Raw genomic sequence first — 16,141 nt, 5'->3', positions numbered from 1 at the left:
AGCGCCAGCCTCGCGGAAGACCGCGGCGAGCCCAAGGGTTAACCGTTAACTTGGCCAGCCCCAGCGGAAGCCGTAGCAGCCGGGCCCGAAGTTCAGCGCGACGCCGTGCACGGCGTGGCCCGCGTCCGGCGTCGCGGGCCTGCTGTCCTCGATGCCGCGGTCGTCGCGGACGTACTGCTCGCAGTACGCGGGCAGGCGCGCGGGGTCGAAGCACACCTCCAGCACGTACTGGCGCACCGGCAGGCGGAACTTGCGCTCGTAGTTGCCGTCGGCCGGGCCGGGCGGGGCGTGCACGAGCTCGTGCTCGGTGACGACGGTCTCACCCCGGCGCAGCGGCCGGTGGAAGAGCAACTCGGCCACCGTGAGGCCGCCGTCGGGGGACTCGACCACCCGCCCGAGCGAGCAGTTGCGCAGCGGGCGCACGGTCGGGGCGGGGTGGCGGGGGTCGTCGGTGTGGATCACCAGCACCCAGCGGTCCGGACCGTCGGCCTCCGCGCGCAGCACCTGCCGGGACACGTAGGCCAGCTCGCCGCCCTCGGGGCCGATGTGCACGCGGTCGTGCTGGCTCAGCCGGGTCAGCCGCTCGTCCCAGGTGGTGTCGACCTGGCCGAGGGCGTCCTCCACCGGGGCCGGGTCGGGCCAGAGCGCGCCGATGGTGGGCAGGCCGCCGAGGCCGAGGGTCCAGCGCCCGCGCCGCCGCGGTGGGCCGAGCAGGGAGGCCAAGGCGCCGTCGGGCACGTCGAGCACGGCTTCCAGGTGCCGCAGGGCGAGCAGGGAGTCCCGCCGCTCCGGGCGGCTGCGCCCGCTCTGCCAGTAGCTCAGGGTGGCCAGGCTGACGGTGACCCCGCGCTGGCGCAGGCGCTCGCGCAGACGCTCCAGCCCCAGCCCGCGAGCGGTGATGGCCGCGCGCAGGGCCGCGGGGAAAGGACCGGTGTCGAGAAGTGTGCGCAGGTCGGACTCGGCCGCCATGCCAGCTCCCGGTGCGATCCGTCCATCGTGGATTGGTCAGCGTACGCCTCGGGCGGGCGGCTGTCTGTCATACCAGCGGGTAGCCGTTCATCTCCCACCAGTTGGCGTAACTGGGGTTGCGCGCGGTGAGGGTCAGGTACGCCTCGGAGATGGCGCGGCGCAGGAGGTCGGGCTCGATCGGGCACTCCCGGCGCCAGGCCAGGTCGACGCGCGCCTTGAGCGGGTCGCCGCGCAGGGGGCGCACGACCAGGCCGCGGCCTTCCGAGGAGGTCGGCTGGGCCATGCTCACGCACTGGCCGCTCACCACGAACTCGCGCGCGGAGCTGGCGTCGCTGATCTCGTGGGTGATGCGCGGCTGGAAGCCCGCCTCGCCGCAGGCCCAGCGCAGGGCCGCGGTCGTGCCCGGGTCCTGGTGCGGGTCGGCCAGCCAGTTCTCGTCGGCCAGCTCGGCCAGCTCGACGAGCGCGGACCCGGCGAGCGGGTGCTGCTCGGACAGGGCCACGAACGTCGGCTCCAGCGGCACGATCGCCTCGCGCAGCACGCCGTCCGGGTTGGGCGTCTCGAAGCCGATCATCTCGACCACCACGGCCAGGTCGAGGCGCCCGGCGCGCACGCGGGTCAGGAGGGTGGCGCTGGAGGGGTCGCTGTGGGCGAGCACGCGCAGCGCCGGGGTGCCCTGGGGTCTGCCCGCCGCGTAGGCGGAGACCAGGCGCGGCACGACGGCGGAGACCAGGGCGCTGGGGTAGCAGCCGAAGTGCAGTTCCAGGCCCTCCTCCGGCGGGACGACCGGCGCCAGGGTGCTGCGCAGCCCGGCCATCTCGCTGACGACCGCGCGGGCCTTGGCCAGCACGGTGCGGCCGAACCCGGTGGGCACGACGCCCGCGCGCCCGCGCTCGAACAGCGGCGCGCCCAGGGACCGCTCGATGCGTTGCAGCTGGGCGGTGAGCGATGGCTGCGACATGCCCAGCGCGGCAGCGGCTCTGGTGATGCTGCCCTCGTCCGCCACGGCGATCAGGATGCGCAGGTGTCGGAACTCCAGTTCCATGCGTCTCATGTTATGGACGCGCTCCATGTGAGCGCGGCCAACCCCGATCAAGCAAGGCGGTCCGCCGCTGAGCTGGGAAGCCCGCGCCGGGCGGGTCAGCAGGCCCCAGCCACGACGACGGCGAAGACGAGCACGACCGGCGGAGCGCCGCTCAGGGCCGCGAGCAGCGCGACGGCGAAGGCGGGAAAGCGAGCAGTCCACTAAGGATCATCGGACACCGGCGCCCCGCTGAACGCGTGGAGGCGGTGCCGGGCGCGCCCCCGGCAGGCGTGGTCAGTCGGTGACCACCAGTTTCGCCGAGCCACTCGTCACCGAGTGGACCTCGACCCGGACGCCGTCGACCATCGCGGCCTCCCCCGGGTTCAGCGTCACGTCCACTCCCCCGCCGGACACCCGGACCGCGCCGCCCGCGACCACCGCCTTGAGCCGCCGGTCGAGCACCTCCAGCGTCGGCGACCCGGTGACGGTCAGCTCGCACCGGTTCGCCGTGCACCGCCACGAGTCGCGCGGACCGGCGGGCTCGGCAGCGCAGGACGCGCACACCAGGGCCACCGAAAGGAGCAACACCGTGCCGAGCGCCGATCTTCGCACCATGGGTGGCACATCGCGGGGGCGCGCCCGCCCGTAACAGGACCGGATCGGTCAAGAGGTGGCGGACCGGGGGCTATTGGGCCGATCGGGGGCGGGCGGGGCGGGGCACCCGGGTCAGTGCCCGGACCCTGCGGGTGCGGCCGTGCTCGGCGAGCAGCACCAGCAGGTCGCCGTCGACCACGGCCGCCAGCTTGCGCTGGGCCCAGTCCGAGGCCGCCAGCACCGCCGCGGAGTCCACCGGGCGCCCGGCGAAGGCGTCGAGCAGCAGGCGCCACTCGGTGAGCCTGCGGCGAATGAACTCCACGTGGGCCACGCAGGGCTCCACCCGATCGGCCCAGGCGTGGAAGTCGGCGCTGGAGCGGGCGCGGTCGTCGATCCTGGCGACCACGGCGGCGACGGCCATCTCGTGGTCGGGATCGGCGAGGACGAGACGGAGGAACGCGTTCTCATCGCGTGGCACCGCGTCGCGGTACCACTCGAATCGCAGGTGTTCGTCCGCGACGAGGGCGGCGTGCTCATGCCAGGGGCGCCCCGCCAGCGCCGCCACGGATGCGATGTGGTCGAGCAGGTTCACCGTAGGTCCTCCGCGTGCGGAGGATAGTGGTTGTCCTCCGGAGACGATCACTCAGCTCCTATCCTGTGATCCATGGACTTCACCGCCGACATCGTGATCGACGCCCCGCCCGAGCGGGTCTGGGCGGTCTACACCGCGGTGGAGGGCTGGCCGGACTGGACCAATTCGGTGACGTCGGTGACCCGGCTGGACCCCGCGCCCCTCACGGTGGGCAAGCGGGTGCGGATCAAACAGCCGAAACTGCCGACAACGGTGTGGACGCTGACGGAGTACAGCGAGGGCGCCTGCTGGACCTGGGTGGCCACCGGTCCAGGCGCGCGCACGACCGCGACCCACACCGTCGAGCCGCACGGCGCGGGCACGCGGGTGTCCCTGCTGCTGCGCCAGGAGGGCCCGCTCGGGACGCTGGTGGGCAAACTCACCGCCGGGCTCACCGACCGCTACCTGGCGATGGAGTGCGAGGGTCTCAAGAGAGCCGCGGAAGGCCGGTAATCGAGTCGACCCAGCCGCCCCGCCATGCCAGGCTGGAGCGCACACCCGTCATTTCTCAGGAGGTCCGCCATGGCCGACGCACCGGAACCCGCCGCCGACAGCAGCGCCGAGGAGTCGCCCGAGGACGTGCGCGAGCGCTTCAAGGCCGCCCTCGCCCGCAAGAACGCCAAGGCGATCGCCGGGGAGAACCACCTGACCGGCGGCTCGAAGGTCCACGACGCCCACTCGAAGGTCGGCGGCAAGCGCCAGTTCCGCCGCAAGAGCGGATAGGCCGTGTGCCAGGTGTGGGGCACGGCATAGCCGCCCCAGCCCGGCCGCCGGCGGCACGGCCGGATGCGTTCGAATACAACACCGGTATTAGGACGATCCGTCCGCTCCGCCGGCGGCCGGACTGATCACGACTCCCCCGCACCCCACACCTGGCACACGACCTAAACCGCCTTCTCCAGGTCGTCCAGCGCGGTGTCCAGGTGGCCGAGCAGCCGCTGCAGGTGCGGCACGCTGCGCCTGCAGCCGGTGAGGCCGAACTCCAGGCTGCCCGCGTAGCTGGTCACGGTGATGTTCAGCGCCTGGCCCTCGTAGGGGATGGACACCGGGTACACGCCCAGCAGCTTGGCCCCGTTCCAGTACAGCGTCTTCTTCGGACCGGGCACGTTGGAGATCAGCAGGTTGAACGCCGGGGGCGTGAACCGCTGCGCGCCGGGCACCAGCGCCACGGCCAGCGGGGCGAACGGGATCGCGCTCAGCGCCGTGATCTGCAGCTGGCTCATGCCGCGGTAGAACCGCTTGCCGCGCACCATGGACTCGCGGATCGCGGCGAGGCGGTCGCCCGCGTCGGGCAGGTCGGTGGCCAGCGCGCACAGGATCAGCCCGATGGCGTTGCCGCCGTCGCCCGCCCCGCCCTCGCCCGCCCCGCCCTCGTCCGCCCCATCTGCGCGCAGGGAGATCGGCACGGCGGCCACCAGCGGCTTGTCCGGCAGCGCGTGCTGCTCGCCCAGGTACTCCCGCAGCGCGCCCGCGCACATCGCCAGCATGACGTCGTTGACCGTGCACCCGGCCGCCTCGCCGACGGCCTTGATCCGCTCCAGCGGCCAGCCCTGGGCGGCGAAGCGCCGCGCCCCGGTGATCGGCACGTTGAACATCGACCGCGGCGCCTCGAAGGGCAGCGTCGCGGCCTGCTCGGCGAAGGCCTGGTTGAGGTAGCGCGCCACCACCGGTCCCAGGCCGACGACCTCGCGGACGACCCGCGCGGCGTTCGCCAGCCCGGCCAGCGGGTCGCTGTCGGCGGCGCGCCCGCCGGTGGCGTCGGTGCGCGGGGTGCCCGCCCACGGCGGGCGCATGTCGCGCTCGGCGGGGTCCTCCGACAGCGCCCGGCGCATGAGGCGCAGTGCGGAAACTCCGTCCAGCAGCGCGTGGTGCACCTTGGTGTAGACGGCGAACCGCCCGCCTTCCAGGCCCTCGATCAGGTGCTGCTCCCACAGCGGCCGGTGCCGGTCCAGCAGCGAGCCGTGCAGCCGCGACACCAGCTCCAGCAGCTCGCGCACGCGCCCGGGAGAGGGCAGCGCGGAGAGCCGGACGTGGTACTCCAGGTCCAGCAGGTCGTCATTGGTCCACGCCCACTGGCCGATCGAGCCGACCGGGCCGCGGGGCCTGCGCCGGAACAGCGGGCGCAGGTCGCCGGTGTCGATCAGCGCGCGGTGCATCGCCCCGACGTGGGTGGGGTCGGCGCCGGGCGGGAGCTCGAAGAGCTGCAGCCCACCGACGTGCAGCGGATGTTCGCGCGACTCGCCGAGCAGGAACATCGAGTCGGTCACAGGCATCAGCGGCATGGGCACCACGCTCTCACCGGGACGCGGTGAACGCAATCGATCAGCGCGGGTCGGAATCGATCAGATGCTTGGCGCCGATGCGCACGACGCGCACGGTCTTGCGGTCGGTCTCCTCGCCGGAGTCGGTCGACAGCGTGACGGTGACCGGCACGTTCGCCGAGCCGTCGCCGTTGAGGGAGACGTTGTTGGCGTCCCGGGAGCTGACGTACTTGTACTTGGCCCAGTACTCCTCGAACTCGGCCTGGCTGCCGAAGCTCGACTGCGCGTTCGGCGTGAGCAGGGCCCAGCGCTGCGCCACCGGGGTGCTGCTGAGGTAGAAGTTGATCACGGCGCGGCCCGCGGCGGAGTAGTCCTCGACCTTCGAGGCGCCCTCGGGCGGCGCCGACGTCGTCGGGGTCGTCACCGGGATCGGGGTGTCGCTGACGGTGACGAAGCTGGTCACGGTGCCGGGTCCGGCGTTGTCCTTCTCCGGTGTGGTCAGCACGAGCGCCACGGCCGTGGCCAGCACGGCGACCCCGGCCATCGCGCCGATCAGCACACCGCGCTTCGGGGCCCCGGAACGCGGGGCCGGGCCGGACACGGACTGGCTCGCCGAGGCCTGGCCCACCGCCTGCCGGACAGGCGGCGGGGACTGGTTTCGCCCTGAGTTGTGCCCTGGGGTGTGCCCTGAAGTACGCGCGGGACCCCTGCGCTCGACGGCGACCCGGCGCTCGACGACCCGGCGCTCGGCGACAGCGCGCTCGACCACGGTGGGCTGCGGGATGGGCAGCGGGGCGGTGGGCGTGGCGAGGGTCGTGGCGGCCTCGGCCATCGTGGGGCGCTCGCCGGGCTCGGCGCGCAGCAGGGACATCAGCGTGGGCGTGAACACCCCGCCGTTGCGCGGCGGGGCGACGTCGCCGCCTGCCACCGCGTGCAGCAGGGCCAGCGGGTTCGGGTTGAGGCCGAACGGCGGCGTGCCCTCCAGGGCGTGGTAGAGCGTGGAACCGAGGGAGAACACGTCGGAGGCGGTGGTCGGCTGCTGCCCGCGGGCCAGTTCCGGGGCCAGGTAGGCCGGGGTGCCCGCCAGGACGCCGGTGTCGGTGGTGATCGTGTGGTCGCCGGTGGCGCGGGAGATGCCGAAGTCGGTGATCTTCACCGTGCCGTGCTCGTCGAGCAGGATGTTGCCGGGCTTGACGTCGCGGTGCACGATGCCCGCCGCGTGCGCGGCGGCCAGCGCGGCGGCGACCTGCGAGCCGATCGAGGCGACCTGATCGGGGGGCAGGGTGCCGCGCTCGGCCAGCACGGCCGAGAGGCTGCGGGCGTTGACGAACTCCATGACCAGGCACGGATCGCCCGCGTGCTCGGCGACGTCGAGCAGGGCGACGGCGTTGCGGTGGTGCAGCCGCGCGGCGATGCGCGCCTCCCGCATGGCGCGCCTGCGGGCCTCCGCGGTCTTGGCCGGGGTGAGGCCGGGTCGGATGATCAGCTGCTTGATCGCGATGACGCGTTCGAGGCGCTCGTCGCGGGCGCGCCAGACCACGCCCATAGCGCCGCTGCCGATGGTCTCCAGCAGGCGGTACCGACCGGCGACCAGCTGACCCGTTTCGATGTCCAGGCACCTCTCGTGACACGTTCCCAGGCCCCGACCTGGCCCCGCGACAGTATCGAACGCGCGTGCCATAGCCGAACGTGGGCACACGCGCGTACGTGCGGGGTGGACAGGCCCGGCAGACTGGTCACCACACGAGCACAGGGGGTGGACGGTGGGTGACGCGGTTGGCGGGCTGACGTCGCTGCGGCTGCCGGTGGCCGAGGTGGTCGCCGAGACCGAGCACGCGCGATCGATCGTCTTCGACGCCGAGCTGGACTACCTGCCGGGGCAGTACCTGACGCTGCGCGTGCCCAGCTCGCTGACGGGCTCGGTCGCGCGCTGCTACTCGCTGTCCAGCTCCCCGCTGCTCGGCGAGCGCCCGCAGGTGACGGTGAAGCGCACCCTGGAGGGCTACGCCTCGAACCGGCTGTGCGAGACCGCGTGCCCCGGCGAGGTCGTCGAGGTCCTGCCGCCGATGGGCAACTTCACCCCCAAGTCGCTCGACGCGGACCTGCTGCTGTTCGCCGGGGGCAGCGGCATCACCCCGGTCCTGTCGATCCTGAAGTCCGCGCTGCACGCCGGAACCGGTCGCGTCAGCGTGGTCTACGCCAATCGCGACGCCGAGTCGGTGATCTTCGCCGCGGTGCTCGCGGAGCTGGGAAGCCGGTTCGGGTCGCGGCTCTCGGTGACCCACTGGCTGGAGACCGAGCGCGGCCTGCCGACGGTCGCCGCGCTGCGCGAGCTGGCCCGCCCGCACGCCGAGGCCGACGCCTTCACCTGCGGCCCGGCGCCGTTCATGGCCGCCGTCACCGAGGCGCTCAAGGAGCTGGACTTCCCGCGGTCGCGCCGCCACGTCGAGAAGTTCGCCTCCCTCGCGGCGAACCCGTTCGAGCGCCTGGCGGCCGCCGAGCACTGACCTGTCCCTTTTGGACATAACCGGCGCGGAGCGCGAACAAGGCACTTTCGGGACCCTCCCACTGGACCACGATCGTCCCCAACGGCATGCTGTGCGCGTGAACGACAACCAGGTTCCCGCATTCGACCTCATCGGCCGCCGCTACGACGAGTCCTTCGTCGAGCGGGAGACCCAGATCGCGGAGGTGGCCTGGCTCATCGAGCGGCTGCCGCGCGGGGCGCGGGTGCTGGACCTGGGCTGCGGCAGCGGCCTGCCGACGACCAAGCAGCTGGTCGACGCGGGCATGTCCGTGGTCGGGGTGGACGAGTCCCCGGTGATGCTGGAGCTGGCCGCCGAGCAGGCCCCCGGCGCCGACTACCGCCTCGGCGACCTGCGCGAGCTCTCGGACCTGGGCTCCTTCGACGCGGTGGTGGCGTTCTTCGCGCTGCTGATGCTGCCCAAGGCCGACATCGAGGCCACCCTGCGCTCCATCCGCGCCCAGCTCACCGGCCCCGGCCTGGTGCTGATCAGCATGGTCCAGGGCGACTTCGACACCTTCCCGGTGAACTTCCTCGGCTCGCCGACGACGGTCTCGGCGTACCCGCCGGAGGCCCTGCGCCAGGTCGTGACCGAGGCGGGCTTCACCGTCGACCGCCTCCACGCCGTCGAGGCCGTGGCCGAGCCCGGCCGCATCGAGGTCCAGCTCTACGTCCGCGCCACCGCAGGCTGATCCGGCACACACCCGGTCCGGCCGCCGACGCGGTCGGGCCGGGTCGGGTTTCAGAGCCAGTCGGCGGCGGTGAGGGAGCCGCGCAGGCGGGTCAGGGCCCGGTGCTGGGCCACGCGCACCGCCGTGGCGGTCAGGCCGATGGCCAGGGCCGTCTCCTGGGCGGAGAGGCCGACCACCAGGCGCAGGACCAGGATCTCGCGCTGGCGGGGCGCCAGCGTCTCCAGCAGGGTCGTCAGGCGGGCGCGCATCTCCCCGCGCAGGGTCAGCTGCTCCGGGCCCATGCCGTGGTCGGGCACGTCCGGGATGTCGGCCACGGGGTCGGAGCGGTCGCGGCCGGAGCGGCGGTAGTAGTCGGCGACCTTGTGCGCGGCGATGCCGTAGACGAAGGGCAGGAAGGACTCGCGGTTGTCGGAGTAGCGCGGCAGCGCGCCCAGGATGGCCAGCATGATCTCCTGGGCCACGTCGTCGGCGGAGGAGTACGCCGAGCCGGTGCGGCCGATGCGGGCCCGGCAGTAGCGCACGATGGCCGGGTTGATCCAGGCGAACAGGGTGCCCCTGGCGGTCTCGTCACCCCGCAGCGACGCCTCGACCAGCTCGTGGAACGCCTCGGTCTTCAACCGGGCGAACACCACGTCGGTGCGGGCGGGCGCGCGGACTTCCGCGCCGGGAGTGGCAGCCGATGAACTCACGTGAGCCCCCTGGAGGTCGACGCGCCACGGCGCGCCGGAGAGATCTGGATGCCCGCCCACCACCCGCCGAATCGTCGGAAGCGATGATGGCCTTGACGGAGAGTGATGCTAGCCCGCTCAAGTGGCCGACACCAGAGGGGTCTCCGTGGCACGGGGCCGATGGTTTCGTATTCAACCTCCCGCCGGACAGGGTCGAACGGCCCTAGGGCACGGGGCCCGGCGCCGAATTTCCCCGAGTGTCGGAAGGCCCCGGAATCCCAGTACGATCAGCACAGTCACCGCGAGGCGGCGTGCTCGGTTATCCACAGTGGACGTACGTGGACAAGATCGAGAACCGGTCCCGGACGGCCGATTGGCAACCCGCGCGCCACGCTAGTCCGAACGGGTGATGGCCGTCACGAATGGCGTAGTGTCAGTTCTACTCAGACGGGAAACCTCTCGGTATGCGGGGAGACCGGCGTTCCATCCGGCCGCGCGGACTGGGCCGGATGCCGTGGCTGACTGTGCCGCGTTGACACCGCCGGTGCTCCGTTCTCAGCGTGGCCGCGGACGCTGCCACGCACGCCACCCGAACAGGGGATCGCCACGATGGAGCGACCAGTCGTCGTCGTCCTGCACGGTACCGACCGGCCGCCGAGGATGACCGGGGTCGAGCGGCGCGCCACCGTCCGGTACAGCACCGGGCCCATGCTGCCCGCCGCCCTGCCGGGCGCCGACGTGCTCTTCGTCTGGGACAGCCGGGCCGCGGGCCTGGCCAAGGCCCTGCCCACGGCCGCCGAGCTGCGCTGGGCGCACGCCGCGGGCGCCTCCGCGCGGCACCTGCCGATCCCGCAGCTGCAGAGCTCCGGGGTGACGGTGACCAGCGCGCGCGGGGTGTTCGACGAGCCGATGGCCGAGTACGTCCTGAGCCTCGTCCTCGCCTTCGCCAAGGACCTGCCCGCGACCCTGCGCCTGCAGCAGCGCCGGATGTGGCAGCACCGCGAGACCGAGCGGCTGGCGGGCACGCACGCCCTGGTCATCGGGTCCGGCCCCATCGGGCGGGCGATCGGGCGCAAACTGCGGGCCGTCGGGATGACCGTCTCGGCGATCGGCCGCGCCGCCCGCCCAGGGGACCCCGACCTCGGCGACATCGCCGCGATGACCGACCTGCGCCGCGCGCTCGCCGACGCGGACTACGTCGTCCTGGCGACCCCGCTCACCCCTGACACGCGCGGCCTCATCGACGAGCACGCGCTGCGGGCGATGAAGCCGACCGCCCGGCTGGTCAACATCAGCCGCGGCGGCCTGATCGTGCTGCCGGACCTGATCGACGCGCTGGACTCCGGCGCGCTGGCGGGCGCGGCGCTCAACGTCTTCGCCGACGAGCCCCTGCCCACCTCATCGCCGCTGTGGAACCTGCCCGACGTCGTGGTCTCCCCGCACATGGCGGGCGACATCAAGGGCTGGCGCGACGAGCTGGTGCGCCTGTTCGCCGACAACCTCGACCGCTACCTCACGGGCGTCCCGCTGTTCAACGTCATCCTGGTCGGCTCGCCCGGTTGAGCCCGCTTGCTACTCTGGAGTAGGTTATCCGGGGTCCGAGCGGGAACAGCGAGGTGGGAGCAACCATGGCAGCCAAGCCCAAGCGCGACGCGATGGGCGCCGCCCTCGCGGTGCTGAACAAGCTGGCGAGCGCGCCCGTGCTCGACCGCCTCGGCCTGCGCAAGCCCGTCGAGCGCGGCCTCTACACGGCCACCAGGACCGGCTTCACCGCCGTCGGCGCCGCGACCCGCTCGTTCACCGCGGCGCGGAAGCGGGCCACACCCGCCCGGCTGCCCGCCGCGCCCGACCGGGGGCTGTTCGACATCACCCCCGACGACGAGCAGCGCATGATCGTGGAGACGGTCTCGGAGTTCGCCGCCGAGCGGTTGCGCCCGGTCGCCGCCGACGCCGACGCCGCGTGCGAGACCCCGCGGGAGCTGCTCACCACCGTCGCCGAGATGGGCGTGGGCCTCGTCGGCGTGCCCGAGCAGCTCGGCGGCCTGGGCACCGAGCGCTCGGCGGTCACCGGCGTGCTGGTGGCCGAGGCGATGGCGCACGGCGACATGGGCCTGGCGGTCTCGCTGCTGGCGCCATCGGCGGTCAGCACGGCGCTGGTGCTGTGGGGGGACGAGACCCAGCAGGCGACCTACCTGCCCGCCTTCGTCGGCGACGACGTCCCGGCCGCGGCGCTGGCCGTGCAGGAGCCGCGCCCGCTGTTCGACCCGTTCTCGCTGAAGACCAAGGCCTACCGCACCGGGGGCGGCTTCGTGCTCGACGGCGTCAAGTCGCTGGTCCCCCGGGCGGCCCAGGCCGAGCTGTTCGTCGTGGCGGCGGATCTGGACGGGCGCGGTCCGGCGCTGTTCATCGTGGAGTCCGCCAGTGCGGGCCTGAGCGTGGAGTCCGAGCCCGCGATGGGGCTGCGCGCGGCGGCGATGGGCAAGCTGCGCCTGGACAAGGTGCGCGTGCCCGAGACCGCCCTGCTGGGCTCGGGGAGTTCCACTGTGTACACCGAGTGCGTTCGCCTGTCGCGGATCGCTTGGTGCGCCTTGTCTTTGGGGACATCGCAGGCGGTGCTGGACTACGTGATCCCGTACGTCAACGAGCGGGTGGCCTTCGGCGAGCCGGTCAGCCACCGCCAGGGCGTGGCGTTCAAGGTCGCCGACATCGGCATCGAGCTGGAGGGCATGCGCCTGCTGACCTACCGGGCCGCCAGCCGCGCCGAGCAGGGCAAGCCTTATGCCCGCGAGGCGGGTCTGGCGCGGCGGCTGTGCGCGGAGAAGGGCATGCAGATCGGCAACGACGGCGTGCAACTGTTGGGCGGGCACGGTTTCGTCAAGGAGCACCCGGTGGAGCGCTGGTACCGCGACCTGCGCGCGGTCGGCCTGGCCGAGGGGATCGTCCTCGTCTAGGGGGCGCACGGAGGAGACAGCGATGATCAACCTTGAGGTCCCGCGCAAGTTCGAGCAGCTGGTCGACCAGGCCCACCAGGCCGCGGCGGAGTTCTTCCGCCCCCACTCACGCAAGTACGACCAGGCCGAGCACACCTACCCGAGGGAACTGGACATGCTGGCCGCCCTCCTCGACGGCCTCTCGGCCGCTGGTGGCGGCGCGGGCGCGGGCGGCGTCCGCCGCGCGTCGGGCGGCGATCCGGGCAAAGCAGGGAACCACAACGGCGCCAACCTGCGACTGCTGCTCGGCACCATCGAGATGTGCTGGGGCGACGTCGGCCTGCTGCTGTCGATGCCGCGCCAGGGCCTGGGCAACGCGGCCATCGCCTCGGTGGCCAACGACGAGCAGCAGGAGCGCTTCACGGGCAAGTGGGCCGCCATGGCCATCACCGAGCCCGACACCGGCTCGGACTCCGGCGCCATCCGCACCACCGCGGTCCGCGACGGCGACCACTACGTCCTCAACGGCGAGAAGATCTTCGTGACCGCGGGCGAACGCGCCGACTGCGTCGTCGTCTGGGCCACGCTGGACCGTTCCCTGGGCAAGGCCGCGATCAAGAGCTTCGTCGTCGACCGCGACACCCCCGGCTTCGAGTTGGTGCGCCTGGAACACAAACTCGGCATCCGCGCCTCGGACACCGCCCACTTCCGCCTGGACAACGTCCGCGTCCACCAGGACAACCTGCTGGGCAGCCCCGACATCACCACCGGACAGGGCTTCGCGGGCGTCATGCAGACCTTCGACAACACCCGCCCCCTGGTGGCCGCCATGGCCATCGGCGTGGCCAGGGCGTCCCTCGAGGAAACCCGCAAACTCCTGGAGGAGGCGGGCATCACCATCGACTACGACCGCCCCGCCTTCACCCAACCCGCCGCGGCCGCGACCTACCTCCAACTGGAAGCCGACTGGGAGGCCGCCTACCTCCTGGCCCTGGAAGCCGCCTGGATGGCCGACAACCGCAAACCCAACTCCCTCCAGGCCTCCATGGCCAAGGCCAAAGCAGGCCGCACAGCCACCGACATCACCCTCCGCTGCGTCGAACTCGCAGGCTCCCACGGCTACGACGAGGGAGCCCTCCTGGAGAAGTGGGCCCGCGACTCCAAGATTTTGGACATCTTCGAGGGCACCCAACAGATCCAGCAGCTGATCGTCGCCCGCCGCTTGCTGGGAAAGTCCTCCAGCGAACTGAAGTAACCACGCCTCTCACGTCTCGTGTCAAACCAGCCACGCACCGCAGTCACCCTCGTTACGCTCCACCTGCACCTGCCCGCCGCTGCCGAACACATCCGGACGCCAACGGGCGTGCTGGCTTCGCATGAGGGCTTCGGCGGCCACGAGGGCGGGGCCAGCGCGAAAGCCCAGCGCGCGTACTCCGGTGTCACCGACTGAACCCGACCTGCTCCTTCTACCTTGACGGTGGGCCCACCGTTCAACTGTTCTCGCAGACCGACAGGCTGACGAGGGCCTTCGAGATGCCGTTGCCCTTCGAGGCGGTCGTCACCAGACTCGCCCAGGAGTGACCTACATACGCAGGTGCTTCATCGCCTGCTGGATGTCCTCGTGGGTCGGGGCGGGGACCGGCAGGGGGTTGGGGGGGCCTGCGCGGAGGCCGTCGAGGACCAGGGTGAGGTAACGGCGCCACAGGTGGGGGGAAAGTGGGCGGGTGAGGTCGAAGGAGGTGCCGATCATCATCATCAGGGGGCCGAGGTCGGCGCCGGTGACGTCGGGGCGCATGGTGCCCTGGGACTGGGCGCGGGCGACCAGGGTGTCGACGGCCGGGATGAAGTGGGCGCCGATGCGCTCGGCGTGGCCGAGGTCGGTGCGGGTGCAGATCTGGAAGAGGCCGCGGTCGGCGGCCTGGCGTTCGGCGATGGCGGTGAGCAGGAGGACCAGGCCGGTCCAGGCGTCGGGTTCGGCGGCCGCGGTGTCGATGAGGGTGTTCATCTCGGACACGACCTCGTCGAAAACGGCCTGCACCAACGCTTCCTTGGAATCGAAGCGCCGGTACACCGTGCCGACGCCGACGCCCGCCGCGCGGGCGACCTCGTCCAGGGTGACGTCGATGCCTTGTGCGGCAAACACTGCGCGCGCCGCGGTGACGACGCGCTCGCGGTTGCGGCGGGCGTCGGCGCGCAGCGGGGGCGTGTCCGAGGTCACGCTCTCAGCTTAACACAAAAGCGGAGCCTTCCTCTCCACTTCGATGCTAGGTTGGCGGCGATTCCACAAGAGACCGGCCAGGGGGTACCTGTGACATTGTCCGACTCGATGGCGGCTCCGCCACCGAAAACCGACCAGAACGGCAATTCCAGCAGGCGCTGGCTGGTCCTCGCCGTCATCGCGCTCGCGCAGGTCATGGTGGTGCTCGACGCCACAGTGGTGAACATCGCGTTACCCTCCGCGCAGGCGGACCTGCTGTTCAGCGACAGCCAGCGGCAGTGGCTGATCACCGGGTACGCGCTGAGCTTCGGCAGTCTGCTGCTGATCGGCGGGCGCGTCGCCGACCTGTTCGGACGGCGGATCGCCTTCCTCGCCGGGGTCACCGGGTTCGCGGTGGCGAGCGCGGTGGGCGGCGCGGCGGGCAGCTTCGAGGTGCTGGTGGCCGCGCGCGTGGGGCAGGGCGTGTTCGCCGCGCTGCTGGCCCCGGCCGCGCTGTCGCTGCTGACCACGACGTTCACCGACCCGGCCGAGCGGGGCAAGGCGTTCGGCATCTTCGGCGCCATCTCCGGAGCGGGCGGCGCGATCGGCCTGCTGCTCGGCGGCGTGCTGACCGAGTACCTGGACTGGCGCTGGTGCATGTTCATCAACCTGGTCTTCGCGGGCGTGGCGTTCTTCGGCGGCCTCGCGCTGCTGGGCCCGAGCACCGCCACCGAGCGGCCCAAGCTGGACCTCATCGGCGTCACCACCGCGACCGCGGGCATGTTCTCCCTGGTCTACGGCCTGGCCAACGCCGAGCAGGACTCCTGGGACTCGGCGAGCACGCTGGGCTTCCTGGTCGCGGGCGGCGTGCTGCTGGTGGTGTTCGTGTACTCGCAGACCAGGGTGGCCAACCCGCTGCTGCCGCTGCGCATCCTCGCCCACCGCAACCGCGGCGGGGCGTTCCTGGCGATGTTCCTGCTGTGCGCGGGGATGTTCGTCATCTTCCTGTTCCTGACCTTCTACATGCAGCAGAACCTCCGGTTCGGCCCGGTGCAGAGCGGCGTGGCGTTCCTGCCGATGATCGGCACCCTGATGATCTCGGCCACCGCCGCGACCACGGTGCTGCTGCCGCGCGTCGGCCCGCGCCCGCTGATCTCCGGCGGCATGGTCATCGCCGCGGTCGGCACCGGGCTCATGGGCCTGCTGGACGAGACGAGCACCTACGTCTCGGGGGTGCTGCCCGGTCTGCTGATCGCGGGCCTGGGCATCGGCCTGACGATGGCGGCGGGGATGAACGTGGGGATCGCGGGCGTCGACCCGCGCGACTCCGGCGCGGCCTCGGCGGCGATCAACGCCATCCAGCAGGTCGGCGGCTCCATCGGCACCGCGCTGTTCAGCACCGTCGCGGCCAGCGCCTTCACCGCCGCGCTGAGCGAGGGCTCCAGCCCGGTGTCGGCGACCATCGCCAGCTACGGCGCGGCGTTCTTCTGGTCGGCGGTCACCTTCGCCGTCGGCGGCGTCCTGTCGGCCATCGTGCTCCGCCCGGGTATCCCGGAGGAGCTGAAGACCGCGAGCCCGATCGTCCACATGTGACAGTCTGATGAGGACCAATTAGGGGCGCTTCCCGCGAGGGAGCGCCCCTAATTCGTGT

15 protein-coding genes and 1 pseudogene are annotated in these 16,141 nt (G+C 72.2%); 8 read left to right on the top strand and 8 right to left on the bottom strand.

Annotated elements, in window-relative coordinates:
- Nucleotides 1–45 precede the first annotated feature (45 nt).
- From ACTG9Q_RS04975 to ACTG9Q_RS04960, 4 genes are all read right to left on the bottom strand, one after another.
- Nucleotides 46–969 (bottom strand): XRE family transcriptional regulator, encoded by a 924-nt coding sequence (locus tag ACTG9Q_RS04975; protein ID WP_455571408.1) that lies wholly within the window; start codon nucleotides 967–969, stop codon nucleotides 46–48.
- Between the two features lie 67 nt (nucleotides 970–1,036).
- Nucleotides 1,037–2,014, bottom strand: a complete 978-nt coding sequence (locus ACTG9Q_RS04970; protein ID WP_455571407.1) for a LysR family transcriptional regulator — start codon at nucleotides 2,012–2,014, stop codon at nucleotides 1,037–1,039.
- A gap of 273 nt (nucleotides 2,015–2,287) precedes the next feature.
- A complete protein-coding gene (locus tag ACTG9Q_RS04965; RefSeq protein ID WP_455571406.1) occupies nucleotides 2,288–2,608 on the bottom strand; it encodes a hypothetical protein in 321 nt (106 codons plus the stop codon).
- Nucleotides 2,609–2,678: 70 nt separating this feature from the next.
- A complete protein-coding gene (locus tag ACTG9Q_RS04960; protein ID WP_455571405.1) occupies nucleotides 2,679–3,179 on the bottom strand; it encodes a hypothetical protein in 501 nt (166 codons plus the stop codon).
- 72 nt (nucleotides 3,180–3,251) lie between these two features.
- Between ACTG9Q_RS04960 and ACTG9Q_RS04955 the strand changes: the two genes are divergently transcribed.
- Nucleotides 3,252–3,671, top strand: coding sequence for an SRPBCC family protein (locus ACTG9Q_RS04955; protein WP_455571404.1), 420 nt, complete (start codon nucleotides 3,252–3,254; stop codon nucleotides 3,669–3,671).
- A gap of 69 nt (nucleotides 3,672–3,740) precedes the next feature.
- Nucleotides 3,741–3,941, top strand: coding sequence for a DUF5302 domain-containing protein (locus ACTG9Q_RS04950; RefSeq protein WP_455571403.1), 201 nt, complete (start codon nucleotides 3,741–3,743; stop codon nucleotides 3,939–3,941).
- 161 nt (nucleotides 3,942–4,102) lie between these two features.
- On the opposite strand, the gene ACTG9Q_RS04945 is transcribed toward ACTG9Q_RS04950, so the two are convergent.
- Both ACTG9Q_RS04945 and ACTG9Q_RS04940 read right to left on the bottom strand, forming a co-directional pair.
- Nucleotides 4,103–5,500: a WS/DGAT/MGAT family O-acyltransferase gene (locus tag ACTG9Q_RS04945; protein ID WP_455571402.1), complete on the bottom strand. Its 1,398-nt coding sequence runs from the start codon at nucleotides 5,498–5,500 to the stop codon at nucleotides 4,103–4,105.
- 40 nt (nucleotides 5,501–5,540) lie between these two features.
- Complete coding sequence (locus ACTG9Q_RS04940; RefSeq protein ID WP_455571401.1) at nucleotides 5,541–7,025, bottom strand: serine/threonine-protein kinase; 1,485 nt, start codon at nucleotides 7,023–7,025, stop codon at nucleotides 5,541–5,543.
- 238 nt (nucleotides 7,026–7,263) lie between these two features.
- Here ACTG9Q_RS04940 and ACTG9Q_RS04935 point away from each other — a divergent pair.
- Together ACTG9Q_RS04935 and ACTG9Q_RS04930 are read left to right on the top strand one after the other, a co-directional pair.
- Nucleotides 7,264–7,962 (top strand): annotated as a pseudogene (locus ACTG9Q_RS04935) (FAD-binding oxidoreductase); the annotation flags it as partial.
- Between the two features lie 121 nt (nucleotides 7,963–8,083).
- Nucleotides 8,084–8,695, top strand: a complete 612-nt coding sequence (locus ACTG9Q_RS04930; protein WP_455571400.1) for a class I SAM-dependent DNA methyltransferase — start codon at nucleotides 8,084–8,086, stop codon at nucleotides 8,693–8,695.
- 50 nt (nucleotides 8,696–8,745) lie between these two features.
- Here ACTG9Q_RS04930 and shbA read toward each other — a convergent pair whose 3' ends face one another.
- Nucleotides 8,746–9,324 carry an RNA polymerase sigma factor ShbA gene (gene shbA, locus ACTG9Q_RS04925; protein WP_455572014.1) on the bottom strand — a complete coding sequence of 193 codons (579 nt, stop codon included), beginning with the start codon at nucleotides 9,322–9,324 and terminating at the stop codon, nucleotides 8,746–8,748.
- Nucleotides 9,325–9,972: 648 nt separating this feature from the next.
- Here shbA and ACTG9Q_RS04920 point away from each other — a divergent pair.
- The 3 genes from ACTG9Q_RS04920 (at nucleotide 9,973) to ACTG9Q_RS04910 (ending at nucleotide 13,548) form a co-directional block, all read left to right on the top strand.
- Nucleotides 9,973–10,926 (top strand): D-2-hydroxyacid dehydrogenase, encoded by a 954-nt coding sequence (locus ACTG9Q_RS04920; RefSeq protein ID WP_455571399.1) that lies wholly within the window; start codon nucleotides 9,973–9,975, stop codon nucleotides 10,924–10,926.
- A 92-nt stretch (nucleotides 10,927–11,018) separates the two neighbouring features.
- Complete coding sequence (locus ACTG9Q_RS04915; protein ID WP_455572013.1) at nucleotides 11,019–12,314, top strand: acyl-CoA dehydrogenase family protein; 1,296 nt, start codon at nucleotides 11,019–11,021, stop codon at nucleotides 12,312–12,314.
- 22 nt (nucleotides 12,315–12,336) lie between these two features.
- A complete protein-coding gene (locus tag ACTG9Q_RS04910; RefSeq protein WP_455571398.1) occupies nucleotides 12,337–13,548 on the top strand; it encodes an acyl-CoA dehydrogenase family protein in 1,212 nt (403 codons plus the stop codon).
- A 327-nt stretch (nucleotides 13,549–13,875) separates the two neighbouring features.
- On the opposite strand, the gene ACTG9Q_RS04905 is transcribed toward ACTG9Q_RS04910, so the two are convergent.
- Nucleotides 13,876–14,511, bottom strand: coding sequence for a TetR/AcrR family transcriptional regulator (locus tag ACTG9Q_RS04905; RefSeq protein ID WP_455571397.1), 636 nt, complete (start codon nucleotides 14,509–14,511; stop codon nucleotides 13,876–13,878).
- A 108-nt stretch (nucleotides 14,512–14,619) separates the two neighbouring features.
- On the opposite strand from ACTG9Q_RS04905, the gene ACTG9Q_RS04900 reads away from it, so the two are divergent.
- Nucleotides 14,620–16,083, top strand: a complete 1,464-nt coding sequence (locus ACTG9Q_RS04900) for an MFS transporter (protein ID WP_455571396.1) — start codon at nucleotides 14,620–14,622, stop codon at nucleotides 16,081–16,083.
- Nucleotides 16,084–16,141 lie beyond the last annotated feature (58 nt).

Source organism: Actinokineospora lacus, assembly GCF_053813445.1.
Note: the sequence above shows the minus strand (reverse complement) of the source record. Positions and strands in the feature narration are given on the sequence as shown.